The 12,002-nt window shown below is 72.3% G+C and carries 10 protein-coding genes and 3 pseudogenes; 1 reads left to right on the plus strand and 12 read right to left on the minus strand.

The genetic code is table 11. The features are described 5' to 3' along the window. Positions 1 to 39 precede the first annotated feature (39 nt). From era to hrcA, 12 genes and pseudogenes are all read right to left on the minus strand, one after another. Positions 40 to 936: a GTPase Era gene (gene era / locus JQN83_RS27715; protein WP_208570104.1), complete on the minus strand. Its 897-nt coding sequence runs from the start codon at positions 934 to 936 to the stop codon at positions 40 to 42. Then, complete coding sequence (locus JQN83_RS27720; protein ID WP_208570105.1) at positions 933 to 1,319, minus strand: cytidine deaminase-like protein; 387 nt, start codon at positions 1,317 to 1,319, stop codon at positions 933 to 935. The genes era and JQN83_RS27720 overlap by 4 nt, the downstream gene beginning before the upstream one ends. Next, on the minus strand, positions 1,312 to 2,694 hold the full coding sequence (locus JQN83_RS27725) for a hemolysin family protein (RefSeq protein WP_208570146.1): 1,383 nt from the start codon (positions 2,692 to 2,694) through the stop codon (positions 1,312 to 1,314). The genes JQN83_RS27720 and JQN83_RS27725 overlap by 8 nt, the downstream gene beginning before the upstream one ends. Then, a complete protein-coding gene (gene ybeY / locus JQN83_RS27730) occupies positions 2,670 to 3,143 on the minus strand; it encodes an rRNA maturation RNase YbeY (protein WP_208570106.1) in 474 nt (157 codons plus the stop codon). The genes JQN83_RS27725 and ybeY overlap by 25 nt, the downstream gene beginning before the upstream one ends. A gap of 18 nt (positions 3,144 to 3,161) precedes the next feature. After that, positions 3,162 to 3,521 (minus strand): annotated as a pseudogene (locus JQN83_RS33485) (PhoH family protein); the annotation flags it as partial. A gap of 264 nt (positions 3,522 to 3,785) precedes the next feature. Continuing rightward, positions 3,786 to 4,604: pseudogene (locus tag JQN83_RS33490) on the minus strand (LAGLIDADG family homing endonuclease); the annotation flags it as partial. Then, positions 4,593 to 5,288, minus strand: a pseudogene (locus JQN83_RS33495) (PhoH family protein); the annotation flags it as partial. The pseudogenes JQN83_RS33495 and JQN83_RS33490, both read right to left, overlap by 12 nt. A 347-nt stretch (positions 5,289 to 5,635) precedes the next feature. Next, positions 5,636 to 6,976 (minus strand): serine hydrolase domain-containing protein, encoded by a 1,341-nt coding sequence (locus JQN83_RS27740; protein ID WP_208570108.1) that lies wholly within the window; start codon positions 6,974 to 6,976, stop codon positions 5,636 to 5,638. 86 nt (positions 6,977 to 7,062) lie between these two features. Continuing rightward, a complete protein-coding gene (locus tag JQN83_RS27745) occupies positions 7,063 to 7,422 on the minus strand; it encodes a histidine triad nucleotide-binding protein (RefSeq protein WP_208570109.1) in 360 nt (119 codons plus the stop codon). A gap of 442 nt (positions 7,423 to 7,864) precedes the next feature. Continuing rightward, the gene (locus JQN83_RS27750; protein ID WP_208570110.1) at positions 7,865 to 8,599 is read right to left on the minus strand and encodes a 16S rRNA (uracil(1498)-N(3))-methyltransferase; all 735 of its coding nucleotides are present in this window, start codon (positions 8,597 to 8,599) and stop codon (positions 7,865 to 7,867) included. Positions 8,600 to 8,875: 276 nt separating this feature from the next. Continuing rightward, entirely contained in the window at positions 8,876 to 10,021 is a 1,146-nt protein-coding gene (gene dnaJ, locus JQN83_RS27755; RefSeq protein WP_208570147.1) for a molecular chaperone DnaJ, read from the minus strand. 73 nt (positions 10,022 to 10,094) lie between these two features. Further along, on the minus strand, positions 10,095 to 11,117 hold the full coding sequence (gene hrcA / locus JQN83_RS27760; protein ID WP_208570111.1) for a heat-inducible transcriptional repressor HrcA: 1,023 nt from the start codon (positions 11,115 to 11,117) through the stop codon (positions 10,095 to 10,097). A gap of 236 nt (positions 11,118 to 11,353) precedes the next feature. On the opposite strand from hrcA, the gene JQN83_RS27765 reads away from it, so the two are divergent. Then, complete coding sequence (locus JQN83_RS27765) at positions 11,354 to 11,974, plus strand: DUF4870 domain-containing protein (protein WP_208570112.1); 621 nt, start codon at positions 11,354 to 11,356, stop codon at positions 11,972 to 11,974. The last annotated feature ends 28 nt before the right edge of the window (positions 11,975 to 12,002 follow it).

Consider the following 12,002-nt stretch of genomic DNA (forward strand, 5'->3'; position numbering starts at 1 on the left):
TTCCCATATCGGTGTCCGAAGTTCACCCCGGCGTACGGGTCAGAAACCCAGCTTGCGCAGCTGCTTCGGGTCCCGCTGCCACTCCTTGGCCACCCGCACGTGCAGGTCGAGATAGACCCGGGTGCCGAGCAGCTCCTCGATCTGCTTGCGGGCGGTGGTGCCGACCTCCTTGAGCCGGCTGGCCCGGTGACCCAGCACGATCGCCTTCTGGCTGGGCCGCTCGACGTAGACGTCGGCGTAGATCTTCATGAGCTGACCCTCGGGGATCATCTCCTCCACCACCACGGCGATGGAGTGCGGCAGCTCGTCGCGGACCCCCTCCAGGGCCGCCTCCCGGATCAGCTCGGCGACCAGCACCTGCTCCGGCTCGTCGGTGAGCATGTCGTCCGGATACAGCTGCGGCGACGGCGGCAGGTAACCGGTCATCACGTCGACCAGGGTGTCCACCTGGTGCCCGGAGACCGCGCTGACCGGCACCACGGCGGCGAAGTCGGCCAGCTCGCTGACCGCGAGCAACTGCTCGGCCAACCGCCGCTTGTCCACCAGGTCGGTCTTGGTCACCACCGCGAGCACGGTGGCCTTCAACTCGCTCAACTCACCGCTGATGAACCGGTCGCCCCGACCCACCGGCTCGTCCGCCGGAATGCAGAGGCCGATCACGTCGACCTCCGTCCAGGTGGTGCGCACCAGGTCGTTGAGGCGCTCACCGAGCAGCGTCCGGGGCCGGTGCAGGCCGGGGGTGTCGACCAGGACCAGCTGCGACTCCGGCCGGTGCAGCACCGCCCGGATCACGTGCCGGGTGGTCTGCGGCTTGTTGGAGGTGATCGCGATCTTGGTGCCGACGATGGCGTTGGTCAGCGTCGACTTGCCGGCGTTCGGCCGCCCGACGAAACACCCGAAACCCGCCCGGTACGGCCGCTGCTCCACGCCGGTCACTCGACCACCGTGCCGAGGACCGTGCCGTCCGGGGCGGCCACATGGATCGGCGCGTCCGCAGCCAGATCCCGCACCGCCGCGTGCCCCGCCCCGTCCAGGGTCGACGCCTCGGTCACCACCGCCGCCGCCTCCAACCGGCTCGCCCCCGCCGCCGCCGCCGAGGCGACCGCCAACTGGAGCGCCGTGACGGTCAACGAGGGCAGCGAAACGCTCGCCGCAGCGTACGTCCGGCCGTCCTGGTCGCGGACCGCCGCGCCCTCCACGGCAGCCACCCGGGCCCGGGCGCCACGGGCCAGCACGACCAGCTTGCCGTCCTCGGCGCTCAACTCGGCCGGATCGGACGGGGTGGGCCGGGCAGCCGGCACGGCGGGTGTCTCAGGCATCGGCGGGTTGCCTCTCCTCGGTGCTGTTCTGGTTGTCACGGGAATCGGGGCCCCCGGTCGACGGCACCCGGCTGACCAGCACGCTGTCGATCCGGTTACGTCGGCCGGTGGTGCCCTCGGCGACCAGCTTCAGGCCGGCCACCTCGGCGTCGGCACCCGGGATCGGCACCCGCCCCAGGGCCTGCGCCAACAGGCCACCGACCGTCTCCACCTCGTCGGTGGGCAGGTCGGTGTCGAACAACTCGCCCAGGTTCTCCACCGGCAGCCGGGCGGTGACCCGGACCGCACCGTCGGCCAGGTGCTCCACCGGCGGGCGCTCGACATCGTACTCGTCGGTGATCTCACCGACGATCTCCTCCAGGATGTCCTCGATGGTGACCAGGCCACCGGTGCCGCCGTACTCGTCGACGACGATGACCAGGTGGTTGCGGGCGGCCTGCATCTCCGACAGCAGGTCGTCGACCGGCTTGGACTCCGGCACGAACGTCGCCGGTCGCATCAGCTCGGCCACCGGGGTCTGGTGCGCCCGCAGGTCACCACCCCGGGTATGCCGGATGAGGTCCTTGAGATAGAGCACACCGAGCACGTCGTCGACGCTCTCCCCGATCACCGGGATGCGGGAGAACCCGGAACGCAGGAACAACGCCAACGCCTGGGAGAGGGCCTTGCCCTCCTCGATCCACACCATCTCGGTGCGCGGCACCATCACCTCCCGGGCGATGGTGTCGCCGAGCGCGAAAACCGAGTGGATCATCTGGCGTTCGCCGTGCTCCACCACCCCCCGCTGCTCGGCCAGGTCGACCAGCTCCCGCAGCTCCACCTGGGTGGCGAACGGCCCCTCCCGGAAACCGCGCCCCGGGGTGACCGCGTTGCCGATCAGGATCAGCAGCGAGGCCAGCGGGTTGAGCGCCCGACCCAGCCAACGCACCAACGGCGCCACCGCCCGACCCACCGCGTACGCGTGCTGCCGGCCCAGGGTGCGCGGGGCCACCCCGACCACCACGAAGCTGACCACCGTCATCGCCCCGGCGGTCACCAGCGCCGCCCGCCAGCCCGCGCCGAAGCTGTCCACCGCCACCAGGGCGACCAGGGTGGTGGCGGTCAACTCGGCGAGCAGCCGGAGCAGCAGCAACAGGTTGAGGTGGCGGACCACGTCACCGGCGACGGCCTGGAGGGTACGCGCGCCGCGCGCCCCGTCGCGGGCCAGCTCCGCAGCCCGCGCCGGGGAGACCGCGGCCAGCGCGGCCTCGGTCATCGCGATCAGGCCGGCGAGCACCACCAGCCCGGCCGCGAAGAAGATCAGCTGAAGATCGGGAAGGCCGGCGGTCGGGCCGGCCGCGACTATGTCCATCACCGGGACCGGGTCGACCGCCAGCTGGCCAGCAACCGGGCCTGGAGGGCGAACATCTCCCGCTCCTCCTCCGGCTCGGCGTGGTCGTAGCCGAGCAGGTGCAGCACCCCGTGCACGGTGAGCAGGTGCAGCTCGTCGGCGGCGGTGTGCCCGGCGGTGGCCGCCTGCTTCGCCGCCACCTCCGGGCAGAGCACGATGTCACCGAGCAGGGCCGGCTCACCGCTGGCCGGGGCGCTCTCCCCCGGGCCGTGGTCGACGCTGCCCTCGTCCATGGGGAAGGCGAGCACGTCGGTGGGGCCGTCACCGCCCATCCAACGATGGTTCAGCTCGGTCATGTAGCCGATGTCGACAAGCAACACGGAAAGCTCGGCGAGCGGGTTGACCCCCATCTCGTCGAGGGCGTGCCGGGCCACGGCGAGCACGGAGTCGGTGTCGACCTCGACACCGGACTCGTTGGCGATCTCGATGGACAACTGTCTTCCTCTGGTTGGTTAGCGGCGGCGGCCGGCCCGGCCGCCCTGGGCGGTCCGCCCCGGCACGGCGTGCACGCCCTGCGCCTGCTGGTTCTCCCGCTCGTCCCAGCGGGCGTACGCGTCGACGATCTCCCCGACCAGCCGGTGCCGGACCACGTCCGCGCTGGAGAGCTGGGCGAAGTGCACATCCTCGACGTTTGCCAGGATCTCCCGGACCACCCGCAGCCCGCTGGCCGTCCCGCCGGGAAGGTCCACCTGGGTGACGTCACCGGTCACCACGATCTTGGAACCGAAACCGAGCCGGGTGAGGAACATCTTCATCTGCTCGGGCGTGGTGTTCTGCGCCTCGTCCAGGATGATGAACGCGTCATTGAGGGTGTTATGGGTGACCAGGAAGTCGTCGGTCACGTACAACGAGTCCTCCGCCGCGACCTGGATGCACATCGTCTCCTGCACCCCGGCCGGCAGGATCGAGTCGATGAACCGCATCGGTCGTCCGCCGCCGTGCTCGTCGTACCGCTGGCGCTTGCGGGCCAGGCGGAACGGCGGGACACCGGCCGGTAGCCGGATCTCCACGACGTAGGCGTCGGCGCGACACGGGACCGTAAGCCCGTTGGCCAGACCGGGCTTGCGTCCCTCGGCCTCCCGTACCCGCCAGGTCGCCACTCCACCGAGCGACTGGACCAGGTGCACGACGTCGTCCCGCAACCGGGTCGAGGTCGTCGAGTACTGCACCCGACAGGTGCGCCCCGCCTGGACGACCGGCCCCCCGTCGGTGTCCAGCAGCCCTTGCAGAACGGCCAGCCGGACGCCGAGACTGTTCTGCAGGTAGACGTCGGGCACGAACTTGGTCCCCGACTTCACACCGGCAAGGCCCAGTTCGCGGAGCGCGAGCGTCACCGGGTTGCCGACAATCACCCCGCCCCGGTGACCGTTGACGTGCCGGAGCACGTAGTCGTAGTCGCTCTTGCGCACCAGCTCGATGTCGGGCAGCGCTGCGTCGAGCGCGTCGGCCAGCTCCGGGTCGGCGGTGCTGAAGGCCGGGGTGGTCCGCAACGAGATGCTGCCGTCGCCGAGCAGCAGACCGAGGGCGTACGGGTCGAGCGGAACGTCCTGCGACTCGAGCTGCACCGGTGCCACGACCGGAAGCTCGTACCGGCGGATGTGACCCCGCCGTTCCTTGCCGATCATCTCGTGCGTCTCGAGGGTGCGCCGACCGCCGCGCCGCTTGTCCTCCGGGGTGGCGACCGTCCAGAGGTGTTCACCGCAGCAGAGGGTGGAGGCCCCGTCCTGCGTGGTGACCCGGTATACCTGCTTGGGGCCCTGCGGATAGATGCCGATCACCGGCGTGGGCGTCCCGTTCGCGCCGATGACCAGGTCACCGACCCGCAGCGACCCGAACGGTCGGAAACCCTCCGGAGTCAGCACCTTCGCGTCGTAGGGCTGCGCCCTACCCCGCATGTACGCCAGCGGCGCCACCTCGATGGTGCCGGCGGCCATCAGCTTCGGGATGGACTCCGGGTCGAGCATGTCGTGCAGCGCGTCGTAGAGCGGGCGCAGGTAGGGGTCGATCTTCTCGTTCAGGGTGCCCGGCAGGAAGCCCAGCCGCTCGCCCGCCTCGACCGCCGGCCGGGTCAGGATGATCCGGCTGACCTGCTTGGCCTGCAGCGCCTGGACGGCCTTCGCCATCGCCAGGTAGGTCTTGCCGGTGCCGGCCGGGCCGATGCCGAACACGATCGTGTTGGCGTCGATCGAGTCGACGTACGTCTTCTGACCCAGCGTCTTGGGGCGGATGGTGCGCCCGCGCCGGGAGAGGATGTTGAGGGTGAGCACCTCGGCGGGCCGCTCGGTGCCGCCCTGTTCGAGCATGCCGACGGTACGCCGGACAGCGTCAGTGGTCAGGGTCTCGCCCTTCTCGATCAGTTCGAGCAGCTCGCTGAAGAGGCGCTCGGCGAGAGCATTGTCCGCAGGCGCACCGGTGATGGTGATCTCGTTGCCACGGACGTGCACGTCACTGGTGACCGAACGTTCGACGAGTCGCAGGATCTCGTCGCCCGCGCCGAGCAGATTGACCATGATCTTGGCATCGGGAACCGTGATCCTGGTCTGCACCCGGGGCGGGCCGGGAGGTGGGGTGCCGGTCATAGGTCGGGCCGTGGGGCCCTGCGCCACCTGCTTCCATCTCGCGCCGTGCCCTGCTGGCACGGCGTGCGGACGATACGCCCATCGTATCCGCTCCGCACCGGCGGCACCGTGTCACTTTTTCCGCCCGGCCGGACCGGGCGGTCGTACCCGCTCCCCCAGCGGTCCGGTGCGCTGGCCCGGCGGGGGAGCGGCCGGCGGGAGGGCGGCCCGGCGGGAGGGCGGCCCGGCGGGAGGGCGGCCCGACCGGGGGCGGCCCGACCCGGGGGCCCGGCCAGTGCGCTAACCCGACCCGGGGGCGGCCCGGCCGAGGGCGGCCCGGGGAGGTCCCGCATCGGGCCCCGGCCCAGTCAGGCCCGGAAGTCGTACCGGTCGAAGGTCTCCTGGCGGCGGGTGAAGCGGTAGGTGGCCCAGTGCATCGTGACCACCGTCCCGTCGGCGTCGCGGGTGAGCCGCAGCAACTCCCCGACCTCCCGCCCGGCCACGGTCCGGAACACGTCAGGCGACTGCGGCGTCGGCGCGAAGACCGCCGGGGGCCGACCCACCGGATCGTCCGCACCCCGGGCCCGCAGCGTCCCCTCGTGCCAGCTGAAGACGTACTCGAATCCCTCGCCCCACCAGCGGCCCAGCACCCCGCGCAGCGGCCCCGGCGCACCTGTGCCCGGACGCCACGGCGGGATCTCCGCCGGGTCGTGCTCGACGGCGGCGGCCAGCAACCGGTGCGGCAGATCCAGCACCTGCGCCGCCGTGCCCGAGGAGGCGAGCACCGCGCAGCCCGTCGCGCCGGCCGTGCCGTCACCGCCGCGCCGGCCGTAGACCCCGGCCAGGAAGCCGGGCATCGCACCGTCGTGCCCCACGTGCACCACCCGGTCCGGGTACGGCACCAGGATCAGCCCGAGCCCGAAGCCGGCCTTCCAGACCGTCTCGTCGGTGATCGTCACCGGCCAGCGCATCTCGTCCAGGGTGGCCGGGGCGAGCACCGCCCCGGTCGGGTCCAGCGCACCCGGGTCCGCCAGGAACGCCGCCCACCGGGCCATGTCCGTCGCCGTGCTCCACAACTGGCCGGCCGGCCCGACCGCCCCGAAGTCGGTCGGCGGCTCCGGATGCGCCTCGTCGGAGTACGCGTCGACCAGGAACCCGGTCACCGCCTGCGGCCCCGGGTCGACCGAGGTGTCGGCCAACCCCAGCGGGGTGAGCACCCGCTCGGCGAGCACCTCCGCCCAGGTGCCGCCCCGCAACGCGCCGACCAGCCGGCCGAGCAACGCCATACCCAGGTTGGAGTAGTGGTAGCGACGCCCTGTCGGCAACACCCGCTCGGCCCGGACCAGATCGGCGATCAACTCGTCCACCTGCGGCGCGCGCAGCGTGTCCCAGACGTCCCCGTACGGCTCCCGTTGCAGCCCGGCGGTGTGCGACAGCAACCGGCGTACGGTCAGCTCGCCGTGCGCCGGCAGGTCCAGGTGCCGGCCCAGCGGGTCGTCCAGGTCGAGCAGCCCGTCGTCGCGGCACTGCAACACCAGCACGGCGGTGAAGGTCTTGGTGACCGAACCGATCCGGAACCGGCTCTGCGGGCCGAGCACGGTGTCGTTGCCGGTGCCGCCCACCTCGCAGGTCCAGAGCGGACGGTCGGCCCGGTGCAGCGCCACCGCCAGCGCCGGCACCCGGGCCTGCGCCTGAACCTGCCGGACCATCCGCTCCAGCCGACGCCGCGTCACCGTCGCGGCGGGACCCCCGTCGGGATCGGGCGACGCAGCGGGCTGCGGCTCAGTCCCGGACGTCACCCCAGGTCCCGGACCAGCATGGGGCCCAGGGGCGCACCGCCGAGCAGGTGGGCATGCACGTGGAAGACCTCCTGCCCGCCGTACGGGCCGGTGTTGAACATCAGCCGGAAGCCGTCGCCGGTCAGCCCCTCGTCCTCGGCCACCGCGGCAGCCGTGGCCAGCACCTCACCGGCCAGCGCCGGGTCACCCTGGCCGAGCGTCGCCACGTCGGCGTAATGCTCCTTGGGGATGACCAGCACGTGCACCGGCGCCTTCGGCCCGATGTCGCGGAATGCCAGGGTGCTGGCGGTCTCCTTGACGATGGTGGCCGGAATCTCCCCGGCGACGATGCGGCAGAACAGACAGTCAGCTCCCATCCCCCCACTCTAAAGACCACCCCCACCACCCCCACCACCCCCACTCCCCAGCCCCATCCAGCCCCACGGGCCCCTCCCGGCTCCCCGCGTTCCCCCACCACCCCGCCCAGTCCAGCCCCACCGGCCCCTCCCGGCCCCCACCTTCCCCCACCCCCGGTCCCCGCCTCGCCCCGGTGATCAAGAGGTTTACGCCAATTTCAAGCCCTCAGACGACGTAAACCTCTTGATCACCGGCCTCACCGACCCGTCCTCGGCGTTGGGGGCTGGTGATCAAGAGGTTTGGGGCGGAATTTGGCTCGCGGATGACGTAAACCTCTTGATCACCGGGGCGAGGCGGGGGCGGCGGAGGGAGGCGGGGGCCAGGGGGCGGGGGCCAGGGGGGAGGTGAGGGCGGGGGCGAGGTGGGGCGGAGGTGGGGCGAGGGAGGGAGGGGAAGAGGGGGTTACCAGCGGGGGAGGCGGGTGGAGAGGACGGAGAGGGCGGCCACGCCGGCGGTGGAGGTACGCAGGACCGAGGGGCCCAACCGGACCGGGCGGGCACCGGCCTCGGTGAAGGCGGTCAACTCGGTCGGGGCGATGCCGCCCTCGGGGCCGACCACGAGGATGATCTCGCCGGTGGTCGGCAGCTCGACCGTGGTCAGCCGCTCCTCGGCCTCCTCGTGCAGGACGAACGCCGCGCCGGCCCCGGCGATCCGGCGGGCCACCGTGGCGGTGGACTCGTCCGGTGCTCCCGCCACCACCGGCAACCAGGCACGACGGGCCTGTTTGGCCGCCTCCCGGGCGGTCGCAGCCCACTTCTCCCTGGCCCGTACGCCCCGGTCACCGCGCCACTGCACCACCGAGCGGGACGCCGCCCAGGGCACGATCTCGTCCACCCCGACCTCGGTCATCGCCTGCACGGCGAGTTCACCCCGGTCGCCCTTGGCGATGCCCTGCACCACGACCAGCCGGGGGACGTCCGCGTCCACGTACCCCCGGGAGGTGACGGTGAGGTCCAGGGTGCCCCGGCCGACGGCGGTGACCACGGCGGTGGCGGTGCCACCCCGACCGTCGGCGAGCAGCAGCTCCTCGCCGACGCGCAGCCGTTGCACGGTGGCGGCGTGGTGCCCCTCGGGGCCGTCCAGGGTGAGCTGGTCGGCAGGGGGCAGCGACTCGACCAGGAACAGCGGCGCGGACACGCCGATCAGGCTAACCGGCCCGGCCCCCACCGCCCCGGACCGGGCCGCCCGACAGACCGCCGCCCCGGACCGGGCCGCCCCGCACACCACCGCCCCGGAGCAAACCGCCGGACACACCACCGCCCCGGATCAGAACCGCCCCGGGTCAGAACCGTGGGTCAGAAACCGCCCCGAGTCAGAACCGTGGGTCAGAACCGCTCCGGGGTAGGACCGCCACACCCGAGCTGACCAGGGCACCGCTGACGGGGGTCCGAACCAGCCCGGGGCCGGCCCGGGTCAGGCGTGGCCGTTGAAGGCGTCGCGCATCCGGGAGAAGAAGCCGCCCTGCTTGCTCAGCTCGGCGACCTCCTCGCCCCGGGTCTTGGCGAAGTCCCGCAGCATCTTCTCCTGGTCGGCGTCGAGCTTGGTGGGGGTACGCACGTCGAGGTGGACGTAGAGGTCACCCCGGCCGGTGCCCCGCAGGTGCGGTACGCCCCGGGCGCGCAGCCGCAGCGTGCTGCCCGGCTGGGTGCCGGCCTTGACGTCGACCGTCTCCTCGCTGTCAAGCGTCTTGATGGTCAGTCGGGTGCCCAGCGCGGCGGCCGTCATCGGGACGGTGACCCGGCAGTGCAGGTCGTCGCCCTTGCGGGAGTAGACGTCGTGCGGGCGCTCGTGGATCTCGACGTAGAGGTCACCGGCGGTGCCGCCGCCCGGGCCGACCTCACCCTGCTGGGCGAGCCGGATCCGCATGCCGTCCTCGACCCCGGCGGGGATCTTGACGGTCAGCGAGCGGCGGGTCCGCACCCGGCCGTCGCCGGCACAGGTCGGGCAGGGGTGCGGGATGGTGGTGCCGTAGCCCTGGCAGACGGTGCACGGGCGGGCCGACACCACCTGGCCGAGGAAGGTCCGCTGCACCGACTGCACCTCGCCCCGGCCCCCGCACGCCTCGCACGTCGCCAGGTGGGTGCCGGCTGCGGTGCCCGCCCCGGAGCAGGTGGTGCAGAGCACTGCGGTGTCGACGGTGATCGGGGCCTCGACGCCGAAGGCGGTCTCGTGCAGGTCCAGTTCCAGCCGCAGGATCGCGTCGGCTCCGGGGCGGGTACGCGGGCGCGGACCGCGCGCCCCACCGGCCGCACCACCGAAGAAGGCGTCCATGATGTCCTGGAAGCCGACGAACGGGCCGGCCCCGCCGGGGCCGCCCGGGCCACCGGCGCCCCCGCCGCCCGGGGCGAGCGGGTCGCCGCCCAGGTCGACGATCTGCCGCTTCCGGTCGTCCGAGAGGACCTCGTACGCGGCGTTGATGTCCTTGAACTTCTCCTGTGCCTCCGGGTCCGGATTGACGTCCGGGTGGAACTGCCGCGCCAGCTTGCGGTAGGCGCGCTTGATCTCGTCATCGGAGGCTTCCCGGCCGACGCCGAGAATGCCGTAGTAGTCCCTGGCCACTGCGTTCCGTGTCCTCATGTTCGTCTCGCGTTGCGCCGGTCGGCGGCCGGAGCCGGCCGTCGGCCCTGACTGGTCAGTTCTGGGCCAGCAGCTCGCCCACGTAGCGTGCCACGGCCCGCACCGTGGCGATGGTGCCGGGGTAGTCCATCCGGGTCGGGCCGAGTACGCCCAGCCCACCGACGATGGTGCTGCCGGGGCCGTACCCGGTGCTGACCACCGAGGCGGCCCGCAGGTTGTCGACCTCGTTCTCGTCGCCGATCAGCACCCGGGTGGTGCTCGGTTCGGCCTCGCCGATCAGCTTGAGCAGGACGACCTCCTCTTCGAGCGCCTCCAGGATGGGTCGCAGCGAACCCTGGAAGTCGAGCAGGCCGCCCCGGGTGAGGTTGGCGGTGCCGGCGAGCGCCAACCGCTCCTCGGTACGCTCGACGAGGGTCTCCAGCAGCACGGTGGACAGGGTGGTCATGGCCCCGCGCAGGTGCGGCGCGGACTCCTCGACCAGCGCCTGGACCAGCGGTGGGGTGTCGGACAACCGACTGCCGACCAGTTTCTCGTTGACCAGCCGGCGCAGGTCGGTGACGTCGTCGGCGGGGACCGGCGTGGGCAGTTCGACCAGCCGCTGCTCGACCCGCCCGGTGTCGGCGATCATGACCAGCATCAGCCGGGTGGTGGAGATCGGCACCAGCTCCAGGTGCCGCACCGACGACCGGGCCAGCGACGGGTACTGCACGACGGCGACCTGCCGGGTGAGCTGCGCCAGCAGCCGTACGGTGCGGTGCACCACGTCGTCGAGGTCGACCGCGCCGACCAGGAACCGCTCGATGGCCCGACGCTCGGCGGGGCTGAGCGGTTTGACCCGGGAGAGCCGGTCGACGAAGAGGCGGTAGCCCCGGTCGGTGGGCACCCGGCCGGCGCTGGTGTGCGGCTGCCGGATGTAGCCTTCCTCCTCCAGCACCGCCATGTCGTTACGGACGGTCGCCGGGGAGACCCCGAGCTGGTGCCGCTCGACGAGCGTCTTGCTGCCGACGGGCTCCTGCGTGGCGACGTAGTCCTCGACGATCGCCCGCAGCACGGCGAGTTTGCGGTCGTCGAGACCCATCTCCCACCTCCTGTCGCACGGCGACCGGACTTCTGACGCGTCCGGCGAGCGCTCTGGCACTCGACTGTAGCGAGTGCCAGTCTACGACGGCAGTACCGCCGCTGCGTTGATCAACGACGGACCGTCGGTGCGACCGCCCCGGTGGGTTGCCGGCGTGGCCGCTGACCGAATGTCGAGGCCAACCTCACCAGTGTCGCTCTGGTGCACCCTTGCCGGCAGCCCCTACCGTGACGGGCATGACTGAACCACCTCGCCCGCCCGGCGCGGGGGACGGCTACCCGCCGGACCCGAACGCTGGCCAGGGCTCGCCATATGAGCCGCCCACCGCACCACTGTCCGGGGCACCGGGTGCAGGCGGGTATCCCCCGCCCGGCGGGTATCCGCCGCCCACCGGTGACCAGCCGCCGTCGGGGGGCTACGACCCGTCGGGGGGCTACGGCCCGCCCGGTGGCTACCCGCCGGCCGGTGGCGGATATCCGACCGCCGGCGCGTACGGCGCCCCGACCGGTGGATACGCCAACAGCGAGGACAAGACCTGGGCGCTGGTCGCGCACTTCGGCGGGGCCGCCGGCGCGCTGATCAGCCTCGGCCCGCTCGGCTTCGTCGCCCCGCTGATCGCCTACCTGGTACGCGGTCAGCAGTCGCCGGCCGTCCGGGCGCAGGCGTTGGCCGCGCTGAACTTCCAGATCCTCTGGTCGATCATCGCGTTCGTGCTGCTCTTCGTGAGCTGGTGCCTGCTCTTCCTGCCCAGCATCGCGGTCGTGGTGATCCAGATCCTGTTTGGGATCATCGCCGGCATGAAGGCCAACGAGGGTCAGGCCTACCGCTACCCGATGTCCACCAGTTTCATCAAGTGAACCCCGGCCGGCCGCTCCCCCGGCCGGT

This window comes from Micromonospora antibiotica (assembly GCF_017599305.1).
In the GTDB taxonomy this organism is placed as follows: Bacteria; Actinomycetota; Actinomycetes; order Mycobacteriales; family Micromonosporaceae; genus Micromonospora; species Micromonospora antibiotica.

Bases quoted from the DNA above. Each gene is read 5' to 3' on its own strand.
- JQN83_RS27720 (WP_208570105.1), bottom strand. From the start codon at position 1,319: ATGCCTGAGACACCCGCCGTGCCGGCTGCCCGGCCCACCCCGTCCGAT.
- JQN83_RS27740 (WP_208570108.1), bottom strand. From the start codon at position 6,976: ATGGTCCGGCAGGTTCAGGCGCAGGCCCGGGTGCCGGCGCTGGCGGTG.
- JQN83_RS27745 (WP_208570109.1), bottom strand. From the start codon at position 7,422: ATGGGAGCTGACTGTCTGTTCTGCCGCATCGTCGCCGGGGAGATTCCG.
- hrcA (WP_208570111.1), bottom strand. From the start codon at position 11,117: ATGGGTCTCGACGACCGCAAACTCGCCGTGCTGCGGGCGATCGTCGAG.
- JQN83_RS27765 (WP_208570112.1), top strand. From the start codon at position 11,354: ATGACTGAACCACCTCGCCCGCCCGGCGCGGGGGACGGCTACCCGCCG.